The following is a 21396-nucleotide window of genomic DNA, read 5'->3' as shown; positions in this document are numbered from 1 at the left end:
GAGCGCGACAACTCCCGGGCGAGGCGGCCTGTGGCGAAGACGCCTTGCCGGAAATGATGAGTTCATTGCGTCGGCGAGGTCGCGACCAGCGTCCAGTTCGGAGCGCTTGAGTCATTGCGCCGGGCGAACGTCCAGATATCGATAATGCTCGACGTCTTCGCGGGGTCGCCTTCAACCACTTCGCCGGCGCGATCGAGCGTCACCGTGATGAACTGGGCGTCGAAGCGGACGGAAATCCGACAGCCGACAGGATCCGAAGCCGCCTCGACGATCTTGAGGTCCTGAAACCCGACAAAGGTCGTCTCCAGCGTCTCGCCCTTGGCGGCGCGGTCGGCCAGGGCGGCCTTGAAGCTTCCAAAGACGTCGTCGCTGGTCAGCGAACGCAGGGTCGCCTCGTCGCCAGCGGAAAAAGCCTGAACGACCAGCTTATAGGCCTGGCTGGCCCCGTCGAGAAAGGCGCGGGGGTCAAATCCCGGCTGCGCGCGCGAAACCTCGTCGAGGCCGGACCAGACAGGGCTGCCGCGCTCCGCGAAATCCTTCCACCGCAAGGTCTCGTCGATCGGGGCCGGCTGCGGGGCGAGCGCGTTTGGGGAAGGCCCGACGCCCGGCGGCTGCTCCATGCCCGTGCGCTCGCCGAGGACCGACCGCAACTTCCACAGGACGAACACCGCCAGCAGGGCAAAAATGACTGTGGCCGGATCCAACTGCATCTGAGCTCCCGATTCGATTTTCACGCAGGCGGATCGCTGCGCGAGACTGAGCAACACGCCGATGGGTAGCATTGCCGCAAGGCGCCAGCAAGCGCCAGAGTCCCGATGCGGAATTCCCCGCGAGCCAGAGCGTCGCCGATTGCGGACCTTGTTTTTTCCCGGCGTTTCGTGCTACCGGGCGGCAGGTTTGTCCGGCCGGATGCGGGCGTCCGGCGCTGAACTCGGGCTTTTCCGCCATCTCGGCCAAACCACACGAAGAAATGGCGGTCTGGCTCCGTCATTCCATGCTTTAGCGGGAGATTTTCATGACGGATACCAACGGCGGACAGGCCAACGCCGCGCCGGCGCTCAACTGCCTGGTGCAATATTGCAAAGACCTTTCGTTCGAAAACCCGAATGCGCCACGCTCGCTCGGCCCGCAGGAAGGCGGCCCGAACATCAATATCCAGGTCAATGTCAACGCCAAGCAACTGGCCGAGCACGATTTCGAAGTCGAGCTGCTCCTTGAAGGCTCCGCGGGCGAAGGCGCTGATCTGCTCTTCAAGTTCGAGCTGACCTATTCGGGCGTGTTCCGGCTCGTCAACATCCCGGCGGAACAGACCCATCCGGTCGTCATGATCGAATGCCCGCGCCTTCTCTTCCCCTTCGCCCGGCAGATCGTGGCGGATTCGGTGCGCAACGGCGGCTTCCCGCCCCTGTACCTCGATCCGATCGATTTCGCCGCGCTCTATGCGCAGCGCATGCAGCAGGCGCAGGCCACGCAGCCGAACTGAAGGTCCTGAACCGGGACCATTCGTCGCAAGAAGCAATAATTTCAGGCGGGCCCTTCGCCAGAACGGCCCGCCTTTCCTTTTGTTCGCCGTTCCGGCAGCACGAAAAAACCCCCGCCGATCGGCGGGGGTTTGAAATCAGGCGCGAATGGAAGTTTCACGCGGCTTCGTCGACGTCCGTCTCTTCGACGACGGCGGCTTCTTCGCCCTTCGCCAGGCGACGCGGGCCCTTCGAAAGCTGGCCTTCGATCAGCTTGAGCGATTCCGGGTCGCCAATCTTCTGCACGGCGGCGATTTCACGAGCCATCCGGTCGAGCGCCGCTTCGTAAAGCTGGCGTTCCGAATATGACTGTTCCGGCTGAACGTCCGAACGATAAAGATCCCTCACGACCTCGGCGATCGCGACGAGGTCGCCCGAATTGATCTTGGCTTCATATTCCTGAGCGCGGCGCGACCACATGGTGCGCTTGATGCGCGCGCGGCCCATCAGGGTGTCAAGCGCCTTGCGGACGACATCCGCCTCGGCCAGCTTGCGCATGCCCACCGACGCAACCTTGGGCGTCGGAACCTTGAGCGTCATCTTGTCCTTGGCGAAGGAAATGACATAAAGTTCAAGCTTGAAGCCGGCGACTTCCTGCTCCTCGATCGCGACGATCTGGCCAACGCCATGGGCCGGATAGACGATGAATTCATTGGCCTTGAAGCTGGCCTTGGGGCTGGCGACTTTGCTCGGGATTTTTGTCTGGGACACGGTAACTTTGCTCGGATCGGAGGAACGAGGGGCTAACGGAGCGGCATCGGCCGCCAGAGTTGATTTTTTCTGCGTCACCTTGGTCCAATCACTGATGGTTCGAGGTCCACATTGACAGCTGAATCGGTTCAGGAGAAACCACGCCAGTCGACTCTTCAGCTGAATTCAGGCCGTGACGAATCGTCGATTCCTCACGGCCGGCGCATTTGGGGAGCGCAAAACCCGCTATCTTGATGTCTGGAGCTTGTTTTCAGAACGCACCCTTAGCAGATCGCCCGCGCACTCCAGTGGAGCGCGGCGCTATGGTCAACCCTCCGAAATGAAATCATGGAAATGAGATCATGACGTCGGGTCGCGTGAAACAACCTGCCGGAAGCCTCGCATTACCGCAAAACACAAACTCCCTGTCTCCCGTGACGGGCGACCCGGAAATTTAATGGCCTGAGGTAAAAACAGGCTCCGCGCCGGAGCGGGAGCCGCTGACAATGTCAAAAATTAAGCGAGCGATGGGCCAGATTGTTCTGGTAAAGACCAATATCACAAGTTAACGCGCGAATCAAAGATTAATTGATTCGGCGCGAAAACGGGCAGCGCGATGGTTAAGCGCGGCGGCCAAAACGAGAAACCCCGACAACGGGGGCGTGGTCAGTCGCCCTGGCCGGCGTTCTTGCTGAAATAGGCGTCAAACTTGCCTTCGCGCCCGTCGAATTCTTTCGCTTCCGGCAGAGCATCGCGCTTGATCGTGACATTCGGCCAGAGCTGGGCGTATTCCGCGTTCAATCCGAGCCACTTTTCGAGATCCGGCTCGGTGTCGGGCTTGATCGCTTCGGCGGGGCATTCCGGCTCGCAAACGCCGCAGTCGATACATTCGTCGGGGTGAATGACGAGCATGTTCTCGCCTTCATAGAAACAATCGACCGGGCAGACCTCGACGCAATCCATATATTTGCACTTGATGCAGTTTTCGACGACGACGTAGGTCATTTGCCTCTCCGCGCGCGGCCCGATGCTCGCGCGTTCAACCCGATGCGGTGGCTAGCTAACGCTTTTGGCGCGTCCATGCAAGTCATTAGCGGCGGGTCGCCCCAACGACAAGCTCCAGCGGACAAAGATCAAGCGCCGACGGCGTCGCTGAACAATTCAGCGAGCTTTTCGGTCATGGCGCCGCCGAGCTCCTCGGCGTCCGTGATTGTGACCGCGCGCCGGTAATAGCGCGTAACGTCATGTCCGATGCCGATCGCGATCAGTTCGACCGGGGATCGCATTTCGATCTCCTCGATTTTTTGACGCAGGTGGCGCTCGAGATAATGGCCGGGATTGACCGAGAGCGTCGAATCGTCGACCGGCGCGCCATCCGAGATCATCATGAGGATTTTGCGCTGCTCCGGACGCCCCAGAAGGCGGCGATGCGCCCAATCGAGCGCCTCGCCGTCGATATTCTCCTTGAGCAGTCCCTCGCGCATCATCAGGCCGAGATTTTTGCGGGCGCGGCGCCAGGGCGCGTCGGCCGATTTGTAGATGATATGGCGAAGATCGTTGAGCCGGCCCGGATTGAGCGGCTTCCCCGCCTGCAGCCAATGCTCGCGCGACTGGCCGCCCTTCCAGGCGCGCGTCGTGAATCCCAGAATCTCCACCTTGACGCCGCAGCGTTCGAGCGTCCGGGCGAGAATATCGGCGCAGGTCGCGGCGACGGTGATGGGACGGCCGCGCATTGATCCGGAATTGTCGATCAGCAGCGTGACGACGGTGTCGCGGAAATTCGAATCCTTCTCGCGCTTGAACGACAGCGGCGATTGCGGATCGACGACGACCCGCGAGAGCCGCGCCGGGTCCAGCATGCCCTCTTCGAGGTCGAATTCCCACGCCCGGTTCTGCTGCGCCATCAGCCGCCGCTGCAACCGGTTGGCGAGCCGGGCGACGACAGCGGAGAGGTTCTGCAACTGCTTGTCGAGATAGGCGCGAAGGCGATCCAGCTCCTCGGGGTCGCATAGATCCTCCGCGTGAACGATCTCGTCGAACTGCGGCGCAAAAGCGCGATATTCGCTCCCGGCGAAGGGCGCGGAATTGCCGGGCGGGCGGTGGGCGGCTTCCGCCTCCTCGCCCTCGCCCGGATCGAGCTCGTCGGCCTCGTCGCCGGGCGGCCCCTCCTCGGACTCCATTTCTCCGTCGAGGATCTCGTCGGCGGCCTCCTCGACGCGTTCGGTTCTTTGCGCCTGCGAGGACTCGTCCTCCTGATCCCCGCCGGATTCATCCGCCTGATCCGATTGCGGCTGATCGTCGGCGCCTTCGTCGTCCTCGTCCTGCTCCTCGGCGTCGCTCTGCTCGGCCATGTCGAGATCGGAAAGGATTTTTCGCGTCAATTTGGCGAAAGCCTTCTGGTCCTCGATCGCGCCCGCGAGGCGCGACAGATCGGCCTTGGCGCGCGATTCGATCGTCTCGCGCCAAAGTTCGACCAGATGCTCCGCGGCGGGCGGCGGCGGCGCGCCGGTCAGGACTTCGCGCGCCAGCAGGGCGAGGGCGTCTTCGATGGGCGCGTCCGCGCGCTGATGAATCTCGGCATAGGGTCCTCGCTGGTAGCGATCCTCCAGCACGGCCGCAAGATTTTGCGAGACGCCGACCATGCGCCGCGCGCCGATGGCCTCGACGCGCGCCTGCTCCATCGCGTCATAAATGGCGCGTCCCAAGGGCGCCTGCGGGGCGAATTTGCGATGGGTCTGAACGTCGTGGCAGGCGATGCGCAAGGCGACCGCGTCGGCTTGGCCGCGCAGAATCGCCGCGTCGCGGAGCGTCATGCGGCGCGGCGGCTCGAACAGCCGAGCCTTGCCGCTATCGGCGCCGGCGATGACGCTCGCCTTTTCCGGGACGAAGGAAACCTCAAGCTCAGGCGCGCGCGCCATCGCCCGCAGGCAGGCGGACACCGCGCGCTTCAAGGGCTCGTGCGGCGCCTCGCGCGGCGAGGAAGGTTTGACGTTCGACAGACTCACGCGGCGGTTCCGATCCGGTTGCGCGCAGGATGCGAAAAACCCGCCCCGCTCAGCTCAAGGCCACATTGACCGCGCTTTCCGGCAATTCCTTCCCGAAAGAGCGCTGGTAGAATTCAGCCACGAGCGGCCGCTCGAGCTCGTCGCATTTATTGAGGAAGGTCAGGCGGAAGGCGAAGCCGACATCGCCGAAGATCGCGGCGTTTTCCGCCCAGGTGATCACCGTGCGCGGGCTCATGACCGTCGAAAGATCGCCGCCCATGAAGGCGTTGCGGGTCAGATCGGCGACGCGAACCATCTTGTTGATGATGTCGAGGCTGTCCTTGTCGTTTTGGAACTGCTTGACCTTGGCCGCGACGATATCGACTTCCTTGTCATGCGGCAGATAGTTCAGGGTCGCGACGATCGACCAGCGGTCCATCTGCCCCTGATTGATCTGCTGCGTGCCGTGATAGAGGCCCGACGTGTCGCCGAGCCCGATGGTGTTCGCCGTCGCGAACAGCCGGAAGGCCGGATGGGGACTGATGACCCGATTCTGATCGAGCAAGGTGAGCCGCCCGGAAACCTCCAGGACGCGCTGGATCACGAACATTACATCGGGCCGGCCCGCGTCATATTCGTCGAAGCATAAAGCCACATTGTGTTGCAGCGCCCAGGGCAGGATGCCGTCGCGGAATTCCGTCACCTGTTTGCCGTCGCGCAGGACGATCGCATCCTTGCCGACGAGATCGATGCGCGAGACGTGGCTGTCGAGATTGACGCGGACGCAAGGCCAGTTCAGCCGCGCCGCCACCTGCTCGATATGGGTCGATTTGCCGGTGCCGTGATAGCCTGACACCATCACGCGGCGATTGTAGGCGAAACCGGCGAGAATGGCCAAGGTTGTGGTGCGGTCGAACAGATAATCCGGGTCGATGGCCGGGACATGTTCATCGGCTACGGAAAAAGCCGGAACCTTCATGTCGGAATCGATCCCGAAAACCTCGCGCACCGAAACCATTTTGTCCGGGAGCCCCTGAACCAGCCCCGCAGAATGAGAAACTTGCATCAAACCTCCGTCTCCATTCCGCCAGAGGCAACACCTGGCGGAGCGGATGATGACCAACTAACCTGCAAAGGCTTGCTGAATCCAATTCAAACCCATGCGCGGCGCCCCTGACATTTGCGCGACACGATAACCTTGCGGCGGCGCGCGCCACAAGGGGCGGAAACCCGTTCCGAAAGAATGGCGCGGCTCCCGGGAGCTTAAACCGCGCGTGACGATCTCAATACGTTATAGGCGTTGATGATCTCGCGCAGCCGGTCTTCGTTCGAACGGTCGCCGCCATTGGCGTCCGGATGCAATCTCTTGACCAGTTCCTTGTAACGCGCCTTGATTTCCTCCGGACCCGCCTCATCATCCAGCCCGAGCGCGTTCAGCGCCTTCAGCGCGACTACGCCGTGGCGTGGCGCACGGGCGCCGCGACGCTTCGCCCCACTCCCGTCGCCTCGCATGCTGAATGGATCGCGCATCGGGCCGGAGGCGGCGTCCTGCCGGTTCGCGCCCATTTTCCATGTCGGCCGATGCCCGGTCAGGGCGTCCTTCTGATAGGACAGGACCGCCTCGTCGCTCATGCCGTTAAAATAATTATAGGTCGCATTATATTCGCGCACATGATCGAGACAGAATGAGAAATACTGCCCTTCGCGCAATCGCCCCATCGGCGCGCGAAATTGTCCCGCCACGTCGCACCCTGGATGCTGACAGCGCGGCCCCGACGGAGCGGTCTGAGCCGGCCCGGCGTTGCGTCGGGTCCGGATCCGATCGAAGATGGGGGAATTAAAGTCCATGTTGAACACAATATGGTCGAAGAGGCGGCCGGAGCAAGAACGCGAGATAGATTAAATCGCTTGACTGCCCGGCCCCCTCTCAGGGAACACAGGAGAATCAATATGGCGCAATCAGGTGAACAGACCGTCCGCGAACGGATGGAAACGAAACTGACGGCGGCCTTCGCGCCCCAATTCCTGAAGGTCATCGACGAATCGCACAAACACGCCGGACATGCCGGCCATGACGGCGGCGCCGGCCATGGCGGCGAGACGCATTTCCGGGTCCAGATGATTTCGCCCGGATTTTCGGGCAAGAGCCGCATCGAGCGCCACCGCGCCGTCAACAGCCTCCTGGCCGATGAGATCGCGGGCGGCGTCCATGCCCTCGCGCTCGAAATCAAGGCGCCGGGCGAGTGATTGTGGCGCGCCGCCATAAAAGAGTCTTAAAAGCGCGCTTCACAAGGCAGACGTGGCGCAACGTCGGAAGCGTCGTAATTACGTTTCGATCGGCTTGGTTCATAAAAGCCCGACGGCTATGAACCTGCTTCGGCTTTCGCACTGGTCCGGGTTCTCTGGATTCCGGTCCATTGCCCTGGACCGTGCTGCTTTTCACTCCTGGCCGGAACAATCCGGCCGAAATGGCGCGAGAATGATGACTGCTTCGAATCGCTTCAGGTTTCGACGGGCCCCGCTCGCTGTAATCGCCGCCGCCGTCCTGTTCCAGGGACCGCTCGGCGCAATGGCCCTTGCGGCGCACAAGCGCCCGGCGACGCATGCACATGCGCAGGCGAAGGCTGAACCGGTTCACCATACGCCGCCGCCCTTCATCGCGACAGATCTCGCGACGGGCCGCGTGATCGAGGCGCGCGACGCGACGCGCCCCTGGTATCCCGCCTCCGTCACCAAATTGATGACGGTCTATGTCGCGCTCAATGCCGTGCGGCAAGGCCGCCTCAGCCTCGACACTCCACTGGTCGTTTCGGCGCGCGCCGCCAACATGAAGCCCTCAAAAATGGGTTTCGCGCCGGGCTCGCAGGTGACGCTCGACAATGCGCTCAAGATGCTGATGGTGAAATCGGCCAATGACATCGCGGTCGTCATCGCCGAGGGCGTCTCCGGTTCGGTCGAATCCTTTGCCGCCGAGATGAACCAGACCGCGTCCGCGCTCGGGATGCGCGAATCGCATTTCGTCAATCCGAACGGCCTGCCCGACCCTAGCCACGTCAGCTCGGCGCGAGACATGGCCGTCCTCGGCCGCGCGCTGCTGCTGGCCTTCCCGCAATATGCCGATCTCTACAATATCGGCGCGTTGAAGCTCGGCGAACAGATCATCCCGACCCATAACGGCCTGATCGGCCGCTATCCCGGCGCCGACGGCATGAAGACGGGCTTCACCTGCCCGGCCGGATTCAACCTGGTGGCCAGCGCCACGCGCGGAGGACGAAAAGTCATCGTCGTCGTCATGGGCGACACTTCCGCGCGCGTCCGCACCGCGCATGCCGCCGACCTTCTGGATCGCGCCTTCGCGACTTCGCAACTCGGCGAACCCGCCAGCGACCTGGCGTCGGTCGGCGGCGCGCCGCCCGACATGCGCGGCGAGATTTGCGGGAGGCGAAGCCAGAAAGCGCAGCTTGCGGCCGAGACGGAAGATTTCAACGCCGCGATTTCGTCCGCGGCCGGATCGGCGCCGCCCGCGCCCGGCAATGGCGCGCAGATCGCAGCCTTGCCGCGTCCCGCCTATGACGCCGTGCCCGTTTTCGTTGGCCCCACGCCCGGCTATCAGGGGCCGGTCGCCGGACCGCGCCCCGCCAACACCCCCATCGGCGCCATCGCCTATGCGCCGCCGGAGCACGCCGCCGCGCCTTCGCCCATCAAGCCCGATCCCAAGGCGCTGCCCATGAAGCGCGAGGCGCAGGCCAAGCACAAGGCGAAGCCGGAGGCCAAGGCCAGCCACAAGCCGGCCCCCAAGGCGGCCGCCAAACCCGCCAGGGAACACCCAAAAACCGCGGCTCCGAAACCTGCGGCCAAGCATCCCGATAAAGCCGCGGCCGCCGCCGGCAAGACGGGGCAGAATTGACCAGCGGCATAGGCGTCCGGCGCCCGCCCGCGCCGATTCCCGTGACGATCCTCACCGGCTTCCTCGGCGCCGGGAAGACGACCTTGCTCAATTGGCTGCTACGGGATCCGGCGCTGGCGCGCACGGTCGTCCTGATCAACGAATTCGGCGAGATCGGGCTCGATCATCTGTTTGTCGAGAAAATCGACGGCGACATGGTCATGATGGCTTCGGGCTGCCTCTGCTGCACGCTCCGGGGCGACCTGATCGACGCGCTCGAAAATCTGTTGCGCCGGCTCGACAACGGGCGAATCCCACCCTTTGACCGCCTTATCATCGAGACGACGGGCCTCGCCGATCCCGCGCCCGTGCTGCACACGATCATGAGCCATCCCTATCTGCTGTTGCGCTTCCGGCTCGACGGCGTCGTGACCATGGTCGACGCGGTCAATGGCGAGGCGACGCTGGCGGCGCATCCCGAGGCCGTCAGGCAGGCCGCCGTCGCCGATCGTCTCGTGCTGTCCAAATGCGATCTGCTCCAGTCGCCCGAGGAAAAAAGGGCGCTGGCGCGTCTGCGCGAGCGCCTGTCGACCCTCAATCCGACCGCGCGCCTGCTGGATGTGTCAGAATCCTTCGACGCCGAACATCTGCTGGACGCCGGCCTGTACAACCCCGCGACCAAAGCCCCCGACATCGCCCGCTGGCTGAATGCGGAGAGTCTGACCAAGGCGGAACACGACCATCATCATGGGCATGGCCACGCACATGACGACGTCAACCGCCATGGCGAATCCATTCGCGCATTCTGCCTGACCAGCGAAACGCCCATGCCGCCCTCGGCCTGTGATCTGTTCCTCGAAATCCTGCGCAACGCCCACGGCCCCAATCTGCTTCGGGTCAAGGGAATCATCGCGCTCGCCGACGATCCGAACCGGCCCTTGATCATCCATGGCGTCCAGCACATTTTTCATCCGCCCGTGCGGCTTGACGCCTGGCCCGACGCCGATCACCGGACCCGAATCGTCTTCATCGTCAAGGATCTGAGTCCTCATTTCATTCAGGGGCTTCATGACGCTTTCGTTGGCAAGCCGAATATCGGCCAGCCAGATGCGGCGGCGCTTGCCGACAATCCCCTCAAGCCCTCCCTCGGCGGCCTGCTGGCTTGAGGCGCCTTCGCCTTGCTTGAATTTACTTCCCCATTGGCCTGATGCTTGATTGAGTTGAACTGCTAGAAAGATTTTCGAGGAATATCGCGTCGAAATGATCCAGCAGTCCCGTTTTGGCGCTGGCGCGTCCGAGCTTCCTGCTCTGAAGCGTCCCTCTCTGAAGCGGCTTGCCCATCTGAATTGGCGCGGTTGACGGAAATGTTCAGACGTCCGCAATTCACGCATCAGCCCGCCGCGTTCAGCGCGTCCGATCGCTTCGGCCTGCTTGACGAACGGCGGCTCCATGGCTGCTGCGATGCCGATCGCTCTATCTTTCCTGCTTTCGTCGAACGTATCAGTGCAGAACAGGCGCGACGTTACGTCGTGGCCTGGGCCGACCTGACGACGCGCGCGCTCGAGTCGAACATCTTTCTGGATCCGGCCTTCGCCTTGCCGGCCGCGCGACATCTTTCCGATCGAAAAGGTCCCGAATTTCTGCTCGCCTGGGAGCAGGATGGAACTTCGCCGCGCAAACGTCTCATCGCGGTCTGGCCCATTGTGCGGCCGCGCCTGTGGTTTGGCTCAACCTGCAAGACATGGGTTCACGATTATTGCTGCTCCGGAGCGCCGCTGCTCGACAAGGCGCAGGCGCTCCGCAGCCTCGACGCCATCCTGGCCTATTTGCGGGCGTCGCAGAACTCCGTCTCCATCCTTGCGATTTCCCAGATCCGCGAACACGGCGCCACCGCTGCGCTACTGCGCCATTTCTCAGCGCTGCGAGGCCTCGCGCTCAACATCGTCGCACATTATGACCGCGCCGCGCTCGAGGCCGCGCGGCCCGGCGTCTCCGCGGCGGATTTCGTTTCGCGGAAAAAAAAGAAGGAGCTGGATCGCCAGCTGCGCCGACTTCGCGACATGGGGCCGCTCACTCTGGGCGTGACGCGCGAAGGGGCCGACATGGCGCGGCATATCGAATCTTTCCTGGCTCTCGAAAAAAGCGGCTGGAAGGGGCGGGATGGCGGCGCATTTCTGAATCGGCCGGACCACGCCGCCTTTGTCCGGTCGATCGCGGCAGCGCTGGGCGCCGAAGGAAAATGCCGGGTCTACTGGATGGCCAGCGAGGACAAGATCATCGCCAGCAATGTCGTCTTCTTCACCGGCGAGACCGCATATTTCTGGAAGACGGCCTATGATGAGGACTTCGCCTTCTCCTCCCCCGGCGTCTTGCTCACGATGAGCATGACCGACTCGCTGTTGCACGAACCCGGCGTTCGCTCGGTCGATTCCTGCGCGGTTTCGGGTCATCCCATGATCGACCACATCTGGCGCGATCGAACGCCCATGGCCGACGTCATGCTGTCGCTGCGCGCCGATCGGCCGCAGGAACTGGAAGGCGCTGTCAAACGCGAATTGTTTCGCCGACGCATGCGTGAAAAAGCCAAATCGGCCTGGGCTCATCTCGGATTTGCCTGAGCGCGGGACAAGACATGAATTCAAGCGAAAATCGTCAGCGTCTCGACAAATGGCTCTGGCACGCGCGCATCGTCAAGACGCGTACGGGCGCCGCCGATTTCATCATTCAAGGCCATGTCCGGGTCAATTCGAAGCGGGTCGAGCAGGCAGCCAAGCCGGTTGGCGTTGGCGACGTTCTGACCATCGCCTTCCACAACCGCGTCGTCGTTCTGGAGGTTCTGGCTTGCGCGGACAGACGCGGCCCCTATGCGGAAGCCTCGAAGCTCTATCGGCTGATCGAGGGCAGGATGGGCCCAAGTCTGGAAACGCCCGAACGCCCTGACTGACCACAAAAAACGCCCGCTCAAATCTGAGCGGGCGTTTATGTAAGAAGCCTGATCGAGCCAGATCAGCCCTCGAGTAACCGGCGCGCGATGACCTGCGCCTGGATTTCCGCCGCGCCTTCGAAAATATTGAGAATGCGGGCGTCGCAAAGGACGCGCGAAACCGGATATTCCAGCGCGAAACCATTGCCGCCATGAATCTGCAAGGCATTGTCCGCCGCAGCCCAGGCGACGCGAGCGCCGAGCAGCTTCGCCTGCCCCGCCTCGAGATCGCAGCGCTTGCCTTCATCCTTCGCGCGCGCCGCGAAATAGGTGAGCTGGCGCGCGATATGGATTTCCACGGCCATCATGGCGATCTTGTCCGCGACGCGCGGGAAATGGACCAAAGCCTTGCCGAACTGAATGCGCTCCTTCGCATAGCGCAGGCCCAGCTCCATCGCGGATTGGGCCACGCCGACGGCGCGCGCGGCGGTCTGGATGCGCGCGCCCTCGAAGGTCTGCATCAGCTGCTTGAAGCCCTGGCCCTCGACGCCGCCGAGCAGGTTTTCGGCGGGAACCTCGAAACCGTCGAACGCGATCTCATATTCCTTCATGCCGCGATAGCCGAGCACTTCGATCTCGCCGCCGGACATGCCCTTGGCGGGGAAGGGATTGGCATCGTCGCCGCGCGGTTTTTCGGCCAGCAGCATGGACAGGCCCTTGTAGCCCGGCTCGTTGGGATTGGTGCGGGTCAGCACCGTCATCAAATCGGCGCGCACCGGATGGGTGATCCAGGTCTTGTTGCCATTGACGATATATGTGTCGCCCTCGCGCACGGCGCGTGTGCGCAACGACGCGAGGTCGGAGCCGGTATTCGGCTCCGTGAAGACCGCCGTCGGAAGAATTTCGCCGGACGCGATCTTCGGCAGGTATTTTTCCTTCTGTTCCTGCGTGCCGCCGCAAAGGATCAGCTCGCCGGCGATTTCGGAGCGCGTGCCCAGCGAGCCGACGCCGATATAGGCGCGCGACAATTCTTCCGTGACGACGCACATCGCCACCTTGCCCAGACCCATGCCGCCATATTCTTCCGGCACGGTCAGGCCGAACACGCCGAGATCGGCGAGACCCTGGATGATTTCGAGCGGAATATAGGCGTTCTTCAGATGCCATTCATGCGCGTGGGGCAGCACTTCAGCTTCGGCATATTTGCGGATTTCTTCGCGAATGGCTTCGAGAGTCTCGTCGAGACCCGGCGAGCCGACGGTCGCCGAAGCTTCGGCATGGTCGACCAGATCGACCAGCCGCGCGCGGTTGGGCGCCGTATTGCCGGTCGCGATCAGGGTTTCGATCGCGGCGATGCGCTTGGCCGCAATCGTTTCATTGGCAAGGCCGAAATCGCCGAGACGAATGATTTCGCCCTGGCTCATCGGGATGCCGCCGAAGATCTGGGCGAGATATTCGCCGACGCCGATCCGGGTCAGCAGATCCTCGGTTTCGCCATAGCGGCCCTCCGCCTTCTGACGCTCGGCATAGGCGAACAATTCGCGGACGGATTCGACGTAAGTGGCGAGCCAGGCGATGCCATGCGCCGCATGCTGCTCACGCTCGATCGCCGCATTGGACAGCTTGCCGTTTTCGGTCACCCTGGCGCGAACGCTGGCGACCGCCTCGGCATAGAGGGCTTCGATGGCGTGGTTCGCCTCGCGGCCGAGCTCGAAAAATTTGTCGGTGGCGATCATGTGCGCGGCCTGCGTCATCCGGGACTCCTGATCTGGCTGCTACGGGCTTGATAGAGATCAATCTGTGACTTTATTGCCAGCCCGGATGCCGCAGCGCAATATGTCTTGGCGTCAGGCCAAGCCCTTCTTTCGCAGGAGCGCGTCGAATTCCGGCTTGCGCCCGCGGAACAAGGCATAGGCCTCGTTGGGATCGCGCTGGTTGCCTGCGGCGTAGACAAAATCCCTCAGGCGCCCAGCGACCTCCGGATCGAAGATGTCGCCGGTTTCCTCGAACGCCGCAAAGCCGTCCGCGTCCAGAGCTTCCGACCAGAGATAGCTGTAATAGCCGGCCGCATAGCTGTCGCCCGCGAAAATATGGGAAAAATGCGGGGTTCGGTGGCGCATCACGATCTGCGACGGCATGCCGATGCCGGCCAGGATTTCCTTTTCGGCGGCGATGATGTCCTTCGGCGGTTCGCTTTTCGAATGGAGCAGGAAATCGACAAAAGCCGAGCCGCAAAATTCGACGCTCGCAAAGCCTTGGCTGAAATTGCGCGCGGCGATGACCCGGTCGATCATCTGCTGCGAAATGGGCGCGCCGGTCTCGTGATGGATCGCAAATTTTTCCAGGACTTCCGGCCGCAAGGCCCAATGTTCATAGAGCTGCGACGGTAGTTCGACGAAATCGGTCGGCGTCGCCGTACCGCTCATCGACGGATAGACGACGTCGGACAGCATGCCGTGCAAGGCGTGGCCGAATTCGTGAAACAGGGTGAGCACTTCGGTCAAGGTCAGCAAGGCCGGGCGGCCGGGAACCGGCTTAGAGAAGTTCATCACATTGACGATGATCGGCCGAACTTCGCCGCCGAGCTTTTTCTGACTGCGGAAATTCGACATCCACGCGCCCGAGCGCTTGCCGGAGCGCGCGTAATAATCGCCCAGGAACAGCGCCAGATGGCGGCCGTCCCGATCCTTGACCTCGAAAACCTGCACGTCAGGGTGATAGGCCGGCGCGTCGGACTTCGGCGCAAAATGCAGGCTGAACAGCCGCTCCGCGCAATAAAACGCCGCCTCGATCATTTTATCGAGCTGGAAGTAGCCGGACAGCTCGCTCTGATCGATGTCATATTCACTGAGGCGCAATTTTTCCGAATAATAGCGCCAGTCATGCGCGGCGATCTGGAAATTCGCGCCTTCCGCGTCGGCGACGGCCTGGAGCGCCTCGCATTCCTGCGCGGCCTTGGCGCGCGCCGGCGCCCACACCTTGTCCAGAAGATCGAGCGCCGCCTGCGGCGCGCCCGCCATGGTCGGCTCCAGCTTGTAATCGGCGAAGGTCGCGTAACCCAGCAAATTCACGCGTTCGTTCCGCAGCGCGAGAATCTCGCAGATCAGGCCCCGATTATCCGTCGCGCCGTCATGTTCGCCGCGCGCGATCCAGGCCTTGAACAATTCCTCGCGCAAATCGCGGCGATGGGCGTGGCTCAGGAAAGGCTCGACGCTTGATCGGGACAAGGTCAGCGCGAAGGGGCGTGCGACGTTGCGATCCGCGGCCGTTTGCGCGGCGGCGGCCTTCACGTCATCGGGCACGCCCGACAGATCGGCCTCATCCAGCGGCAGCACGAAATTATTCTCGTCGGCGAGAATGTTTTGGGCGAACGCCATTTCGAGGCTCGCGAGTCGTTCCGCGATTTCCGCGAATCGCGCGCGGGCTGCGCCCTCTAGCCTGGCGCCGCTGCGAATGAAGCTCTTGTACGTCAATTCCAGAAGCCGCGCCTGCTCGTCGGTCAGGGTCAAGCCTTCCCGTTGCTCATAAAGAGTGGCGACGCGCGCGAACAAACCTTCATTGAGCGAAATCGCGGCGAAATGCCGGGCGAGAATGGGCGACAATTCGCGTTCGACGGCGCGCAATTCTTCCGTCGAATCCGTTCCCGTGATGTTCCAGAAGACCCCGCCGATCCGATTCAGACCCTGGCCTGCCAGCTCCAGCGCGTCGATCGTATTGCTAAAGGTCGGCGGCTCCGGATTTTCGACGATCGCGGCGATTTCCGCCTCATGTTCACGCAAGGCGGCCTCGAAGGCCGGCCGATAATGTTCGGTTTTGATCCCCTCGAAAGGCGGGATCCCGAATGGCGTGTCCCAGCCGGCGAGAAGCGGGTTTTGCGCGTCCATGAAAATCTCCCTTTCGGCTCAAATAGGACGCCGTCCGCCGCGAAGCCAGCGCTTGGGCGCGTAAATTTCCCGGCCTGCAGAAATATTGCTAAATGAACCCCATGGAATTTTTGCCCCGGAGGGGCCCTTTGCGAAAAAACGCCCGCCTATTGCTGGAAGCCGCCCAGAATTTCGAAAGGGACGACGGCTACGCCATGGCGAGCCACATTGCGCTGGCCGGTCTGACCGCGATCTTTCCCTTCCTGATCGTCGTGACGAGCCTCGCCGGCCTGTTCGGCGTGCAGCCCCTCGCGGACGAGGCGTTCTCCGCCTTTTTCGATATCTGGCCGCAGCGCGTCGCGGCGCCGATCCTGCTCGAAATCCATAATGTGCTTAGCAACAGGCACGGCGGGCTGCTGACGATCAGCGCGGCGCTCGCCGTCTATTTTTCATCGAGCGGCGTCGAAGCTTTGCGGACCGGACTCAACCGCGCCTATGGCGCGCGGGAGACCCGGCCCTGGTGGCGCCTGCGCGTCCAGTCAATCGGCTATGTCTTCATCGGCGCGCTCGCTTTGCTCGCCATGGCCTTCCTGCTTATTCTGGGCCCTATCCTGTGGGAGGCCGCGCTCAAGCAGGCGCCTGCGCTTGGCGCCTTCAACGCCAAGGTCGAGGTCGGGCGCTATGCGATCGCGACCATCATCCTGCTCGCCGCGCTGATCATTGCGCACAGGGTCTTGCCCAATGTGAAGCTCACCCTGCGCCAGACGGCTCCCGGCGTGATCCTGACCTTTTGCGCCTGGATGATTTTCGCGTCGGCTTTCGGGTCCTATATCGCCCGCTTCGCCTTGAATTACGTGGCGACTTACGCCGGGCTGGCGTCGGTCATGATCGCCATCGTCTTTCTTTATTCTCTCGCGGCGATTTTCATCTTTGGGGCGGAGGTGAATGCGGCGATCGAGAGCCGACGTTGTGCGCGCAACGCAAACGCCGATCACGCGCAAACGAAAGACGCTGACTAGGCGGCGCGGCGGGCCAGATCCTCGGGCGCGCCGAAATATTCGATATAACGCCCTTCGATCTCGTTGATCGGCATGACGACGAACACATCGGTCACGCCGAACTGGCGATCGACGACCGCGCCCTCGCCGAATTTGGCGCCGACCCGCATATAGCCCTTGATGAGCGGCGGCAGCGCGGCCAATGCGCGCTTGGCGTCGACCTGCTCTTTTTCGAGACGATTCATCGTCACGAAACGCTGCGGCAAGGGACTGACGAGCCATTCCGGCGCGGCCTTGGCGTGATGAAAAAGAAAGCTCAGCTGCGGCGCGAGCTTGTCCGGATCAGTGCCCTCAAGGCTCGCGCAGCCGATCATCGCATCGATGCGGTAATGCTTCACATAGGTCCAGATTCCGCGCCAAAGCATTTCAATCGTCTTCTTGCCGCGGTAATCCGCGAGAACGCAAGACCGCCCGAGCTCAAGGAAACGCGAATTGGGATGGCGCGCCAGAAGCGGTCCGATATTGAATTCCTGCGCGCTGTAAAAACCGAAATTTTCCTGCGCGACCTCGTGGCGCAGCAGGCGATAGGCGCCGACGACCTTCGGCTTGATCTTGCCGAAGCGATTGCGCGCGGCGTGGTCGATCACCAGAAGATGATCGCAAACCTTGTCGAAACGGCAGATGTCGCGACGAACGAGAGCCCCGGCGCCGTCCGGCGCCGCGCCGCCTTCCTCGAAGAAAACTCTGTAGCGCAGGCGCTGCGCCTTGCGGATATCCGATTTTTTCGTCGCCAGACGCAATTCGAGCGAGCCTGACCAACCAAGATTCGGACCAAGGCCCGTATGCGAAAAAGCGCCTCGCCAGGCGCCGAAACGGCTGATTTTCCTCGAGCCGGTTTCTTTCGGCTTTTTCGGGAGGAACGGGATCTTCGACGACAGACCCGCGATCACGGCCAATCCGTTCATAAAAGCGTTTCCCTGAATGGCGCCAGCCTTCGCATTGGGTTGAGCATATTTATAGCGAAGTCGATACGGAAATATGACATCCGGCCTCAAAGCGCGCGCCGCGCAATCGGCGGAACGCCTTGCGGTCCGATCGCCCGGGCCAGTTCGTTCAAGTCGACGGGCTTGGTGAGGAAACCATCCATTCCGGCGGCCTCGGCCGCCAATCGATCTTCTTCCGAAGCATTGGCCGTCAGGGCGATCATGCGAAGCCGGTCGGACGCCGGTTTCTTCTCAACTGCGCGAATTTGCCGGGCGGCGGAAAACCCGTCGAGGCGCGGCATTCGAATATCCATCAGCACGGCGTCGAATCCGCCGATGTTCGCGCAGACGAGAGCCGCCGCCTCGGCGCCGTCGCGCGCTCGGACCATCTGGGCGCCGAGACGGGAAAGATGGCGCTCGATAAGCAGCGCGTTGATGTCGTTGTCTTCCGCCAGCAGGATTTTGCGCCCGGCCAAAGGCTGCGCGATCCCTGTTTGCAAGGAGGCGTCGCGGGCGACAGAGAATGGCGCGCGCTTCGGGCCAAGCCTCGCGTGAAGAGACTGGAGACGAACCGGCTTGACCAGCCAGCCGTCGCAATCCTTGACCAGGGCTTCGCCGAACGCCCTGCGCTCGAAAGGCGAGAACAGGACGAGATTGCTTTTCGCTCCGCTTTTGCGCGCCTCGACGACCACACGATGGGTCTCCACCTCGCCCAATGCACAATCGACGATCACCAGATCGGGCGTTTTTTCGCGCAGGAGAATCAGCGCCGCCGCTTCATCCTGAGCGTGAAACACCTTGGCCCCCAGTTCGGCCAATCGCTCGCCCAGGAACGGGGCCCCGAAAGGCGAATCCGCGACGATCAGAGCGGTCTTTCCGTTCAGCCCCGACGGCGGCTCCTGAATCATCGCCCGGGCTTCGGCTGGAGGCAGGGCGATCGAAAAGCAAAAAACCGAGCCTTCAGGACCCGAACGTTCCAGTTTCAGATCGCCTCCCATCAATTCGACGAGCAATTTCGATATGGCGAGGCCCAGCCCCGTCCCCTCATGCTGGCGGGTCATGGACCCGTCCACCTGTTCGAACTCCTCGAAAATCGACTGGCGCCGACCTTCGGGAACCCCGGGACCCGTATCGCATACCGAAAAATGAACCTTCCCGCCCTGCGCCTGCCGGATGACGATCCCGACTCCGCCATGCTCGGTAAATTTCACGGCGTTGCCCGCGAGATTCATCAGGACCTGCCGAAGGCGCTCCGAATCGCCAAGCACGCGACTGGGAAGGGCGCGATCGATTGACGTGGCGATTTCGATTCCCTTGCCTTGAGCGCGCGGCGCCAGCAATTCCGCGATGCCTTCGACCAGCGCCTGCAGGTCGAAGGCGGCTTTGTTAAGGTCGAGCTTGCCCGCCTCGATCTTGGAGAAATCGAGAATTTCGTTGATGAGGGACGACAGGGATTCGCCCGACAGGCGGATCGCGTCGACATAGGTCAATTGTTCCGCCGTCAATTCTGTCGCCGTCAGGAGTTCGGCCATGCCCAAGATGCCCGTCAGCGGGGTCCGGACCTCATGGCTGACCATGGCGAGAAAACGCGATTTCGCATCATTGGCGGCTTCGGCCTTGTTCAGCGCGCTGGCGGTCGCCTTCAACTCCCAGATTTCGTCGAGAAGTCGTTCCTTTTCCTTCTCGGCGAGACCCTGCTGGCGGCGCGCGGCGCGAATGAAATGAAGCGCGACGGCCACGGAAAGACCGGCGACCCCCGCAAATAGCGCCAAATTCGTCGTCAAAGTCCCAATCATCATCGACGCCAGTTCGATCGACAGACGGGCGCACGGTTTATCTCCGCCCGGCAAGTCCCGACGGAATTCTAGCGGCCCGCGCTAAATCTTTCGTTGCGCTACGCGGCCATTTCATTGCGATCGGACGCGGCCCGGTAGGAAAGCGCCTCGGCGAGATGCGGACGCCGGACATGCTCGGCCCCCTGAAGGTCGGCGATGGTGCGCGCCAGTTTGAGAACGCGATGAAAACCGCGCGCCGAAAGCCGCAGCTTTTCCGAGGCGTCCCGGATCAGCTTGATCCCCGGCTCATCCAGACTCACGATCTGTTCGACAAGAGCGGCGGGAGCGGCGGCGTTGCAGGAAATGTCCGGACGCCCCAGCCGTTGAAAGCGTTCGCGCTGGAATTCGCGCGCGGCGGCGACGCGTGCGGCGACCTCCGCCGATCCCTCGGCGGCCGGCGGCAGGATCAGGTCCGACGCCCGAATCGCCGCCACCTCCAGATGAAGATCGATGCGGTCCAGCAGCGGACCCGAGAGACGCGTCTGATAGGATTGGGCGCAACGTTTCGGCTCGCCGCGGCGGCAGGAATAGCCCGGCTCCAGCGCGTGGCCGCAGCGGCAGGGATTCATCGCCGCCACCAATTGGAACCGCGCAGGATAGACGCAGCGGTGATTGGCCCGAGAGATCGCGACCTCCCCCGTTTCCAGAGGCTGACGCAGCGCGTCGAGGGCCTGAGGCTGGAATTCAGGCAATTCGTCAAGGAAAAGCACGCCGTTATGGGCCAGCGAAATCTCGCCGGGCCGCGCCCCGGAGCCGCCGCCGACGAGGGCCGGCATCGATGCTGAATGATGGGGCGCACGAAACGGCCGACTGTCAGTCAGTTCGCCACCGGCCAATGCGCCGGCGACCGAATGAATCATCGAAACTTCGAGCAGCTCGCGAGGCGTCAGCGGCGGCAGGATCGACGGCAACCTGGCCGCCAGCATGCTCTTTCCCGCTCCGGGGGGGCCGTTGAAGAGAAGGTTGTGCCCGCCCGCCGCGGCGATTTCCAGCGCGCGTTTTGCGCTTTCCTGCCCCTTGATCTCGCGTAAATCGGGCAAGACGCCACTGGATGAGCGAATGGCTGGCGCGGGCCGCGAAATGACCTGCGATCCCTTGAAATGATTGGCAAGCTGAATGAGCGATCGCGGCGCGATGATCTTGATGTCGGCGGAGGCCCAGGCCGCTTCTGGCCCGCAATCCGCGGGACAAATCAGCCCCCGGCCACGCGCCCCGGCAGCGACCGCCGCGGGCAGGACGCCGGCGACCGGACTGATCGCGCCGTCGAGCGCCAGTTCGCCGAGAACAGTATAGCCTTCGAGGGCGTCGAAGGGGATCGCGCCAATCGCCGCCATCACGCCCAGCGCGATCGGCAGGTCGTAATGGCTGCCTTCCTTAGGCAGATCGGCCGGGGCGAGATTGACCGTGATCCGCTTCGCCGGCAACGAAAGACCAGAAGCGACCAAAGCGGATCGGACCCGTTCCCGGGATTCGGCGACGGCTTTATCGCCAAGACCGACGACATTGAAGACGACGCTGCCGTTGGACAATTGAACCTGTACATCGACAGGGCGAGCTTCTACGCCCTCGAACGCCACCGTCGATACGCGAACAACCATGGGCCTTCCCCGGATTGGCTGAACGCTAACGAATCACCTTTGGCTTGGCAAGAACATTTATCGAACGCGGCTCAGACCCGCCGCACCCGCAACAAGCCATTGAACAGGTTGTTTTA

The 21396-nt window shown here is 62.7% G+C and carries 18 protein-coding genes; 7 read left to right on the top strand and 11 right to left on the bottom strand.

Annotated elements, in window-relative coordinates:
* Positions 1–62 precede the first annotated feature (62 nt).
* Positions 63–710, bottom strand: a complete 648-nt coding sequence (locus QM467_RS09640; RefSeq protein WP_283366094.1) for a Tim44/TimA family putative adaptor protein — start codon at positions 708–710, stop codon at positions 63–65.
* A 305-nt stretch (positions 711–1015) separates the two neighbouring features.
* Between QM467_RS09640 and secB the strand changes: the two genes are divergently transcribed.
* The gene (gene secB / locus QM467_RS09635) at positions 1016–1483 is read left to right on the top strand and encodes a protein-export chaperone SecB (RefSeq protein ID WP_283366093.1); all 468 of its coding nucleotides are present in this window, start codon (positions 1016–1018) and stop codon (positions 1481–1483) included.
* A 154-nt stretch (positions 1484–1637) separates the two neighbouring features.
* On the opposite strand, the gene QM467_RS09630 is transcribed toward secB, so the two are convergent.
* From QM467_RS09630 to QM467_RS09610, 5 genes are all read right to left on the bottom strand, one after another.
* Complete coding sequence (locus tag QM467_RS09630; RefSeq protein ID WP_283366092.1) at positions 1638–2231, bottom strand: CarD family transcriptional regulator; 594 nt, start codon at positions 2229–2231, stop codon at positions 1638–1640.
* Positions 2232–2876: 645 nt separating this feature from the next.
* Positions 2877–3215: a ferredoxin FdxA gene (gene fdxA / locus QM467_RS09625; RefSeq protein WP_283366091.1), complete on the bottom strand. Its 339-nt coding sequence runs from the start codon at positions 3213–3215 to the stop codon at positions 2877–2879.
* Positions 3216–3343: 128 nt separating this feature from the next.
* Positions 3344–5215 (bottom strand): cobaltochelatase subunit CobT, encoded by a 1872-nt coding sequence (cobT, locus tag QM467_RS09620; RefSeq protein WP_283366090.1) that lies wholly within the window; start codon positions 5213–5215, stop codon positions 3344–3346.
* A gap of 49 nt (positions 5216–5264) precedes the next feature.
* A complete protein-coding gene (gene cobS, locus QM467_RS09615; RefSeq protein ID WP_446737757.1) occupies positions 5265–6260 on the bottom strand; it encodes a cobaltochelatase subunit CobS in 996 nt (331 codons plus the stop codon).
* Positions 6261–6457: 197 nt separating this feature from the next.
* Entirely contained in the window at positions 6458–6937 is a 480-nt protein-coding gene (locus QM467_RS09610) for a J domain-containing protein (protein WP_342395116.1), read from the bottom strand.
* A 207-nt stretch (positions 6938–7144) separates the two neighbouring features.
* On the opposite strand from QM467_RS09610, the gene QM467_RS09605 reads away from it, so the two are divergent.
* From QM467_RS09605 to QM467_RS09585, 5 genes are all read left to right on the top strand, one after another.
* Positions 7145–7441: a BolA family protein gene (locus tag QM467_RS09605; protein WP_283366087.1), complete on the top strand. Its 297-nt coding sequence runs from the start codon at positions 7145–7147 to the stop codon at positions 7439–7441.
* A gap of 235 nt (positions 7442–7676) precedes the next feature.
* A complete protein-coding gene (locus QM467_RS09600) occupies positions 7677–9101 on the top strand; it encodes a D-alanyl-D-alanine carboxypeptidase family protein (RefSeq protein ID WP_283366086.1) in 1425 nt (474 codons plus the stop codon).
* Positions 9098–10246: a CobW family GTP-binding protein gene (locus tag QM467_RS09595; protein ID WP_283366085.1), complete on the top strand. Its 1149-nt coding sequence runs from the start codon at positions 9098–9100 to the stop codon at positions 10244–10246. The genes QM467_RS09600 and QM467_RS09595 overlap by 4 nt, the downstream gene beginning before the upstream one ends.
* 198 nt (positions 10247–10444) lie before the next feature.
* The gene (locus tag QM467_RS09590) at positions 10445–11698 is read left to right on the top strand and encodes a GNAT family N-acetyltransferase (protein WP_283366084.1); all 1254 of its coding nucleotides are present in this window, start codon (positions 10445–10447) and stop codon (positions 11696–11698) included.
* A 14-nt stretch (positions 11699–11712) separates the two neighbouring features.
* The gene (locus tag QM467_RS09585) at positions 11713–12024 is read left to right on the top strand and encodes an RNA-binding S4 domain-containing protein (RefSeq protein WP_283366083.1); all 312 of its coding nucleotides are present in this window, start codon (positions 11713–11715) and stop codon (positions 12022–12024) included.
* Between the two features lie 62 nt (positions 12025–12086).
* Here QM467_RS09585 and QM467_RS09580 read toward each other — a convergent pair whose 3' ends face one another.
* Both QM467_RS09580 and QM467_RS09575 read right to left on the bottom strand, forming a co-directional pair.
* Entirely contained in the window at positions 12087–13739 is a 1653-nt protein-coding gene (locus tag QM467_RS09580; protein ID WP_283366187.1) for an acyl-CoA dehydrogenase family protein, read from the bottom strand.
* Between the two features lie 111 nt (positions 13740–13850).
* Complete coding sequence (locus tag QM467_RS09575; protein ID WP_283366082.1) at positions 13851–15887, bottom strand: M3 family metallopeptidase; 2037 nt, start codon at positions 15885–15887, stop codon at positions 13851–13853.
* 128 nt (positions 15888–16015) lie between these two features.
* Between QM467_RS09575 and QM467_RS09570 the strand changes: the two genes are divergently transcribed.
* Positions 16016–16885, top strand: coding sequence for a YihY/virulence factor BrkB family protein (locus QM467_RS09570; RefSeq protein WP_283366081.1), 870 nt, complete (start codon positions 16016–16018; stop codon positions 16883–16885).
* On the opposite strand, the gene QM467_RS09565 is transcribed toward QM467_RS09570, so the two are convergent.
* The 3 genes from QM467_RS09565 to QM467_RS09555 form a co-directional block, all read right to left on the bottom strand.
* On the bottom strand, positions 16882–17829 hold the full coding sequence (locus QM467_RS09565; protein ID WP_283366080.1) for a GNAT family N-acetyltransferase: 948 nt from the start codon (positions 17827–17829) through the stop codon (positions 16882–16884). The two genes, QM467_RS09570 and QM467_RS09565, sit on opposite strands and share 4 nt — an antisense overlap.
* 86 nt (positions 17830–17915) lie before the next feature.
* On the bottom strand, positions 17916–19643 hold the full coding sequence (locus QM467_RS09560; protein ID WP_283366079.1) for a response regulator: 1728 nt from the start codon (positions 19641–19643) through the stop codon (positions 17916–17918).
* Between the two features lie 98 nt (positions 19644–19741).
* The gene (locus QM467_RS09555) at positions 19742–21280 is read right to left on the bottom strand and encodes a YifB family Mg chelatase-like AAA ATPase (protein WP_283366078.1); all 1539 of its coding nucleotides are present in this window, start codon (positions 21278–21280) and stop codon (positions 19742–19744) included.
* Positions 21281–21396 lie beyond the last annotated feature (116 nt).

The organism is Rhodoblastus sp. 17X3 (genome assembly GCF_030056575.1).
Lineage (GTDB): Bacteria > Pseudomonadota > Alphaproteobacteria > Rhizobiales > Beijerinckiaceae > Rhodoblastus.
The sequence above is the reverse complement of the archived record's forward strand: the minus strand, read 5'-3'. Positions and strand labels throughout refer to the sequence as shown.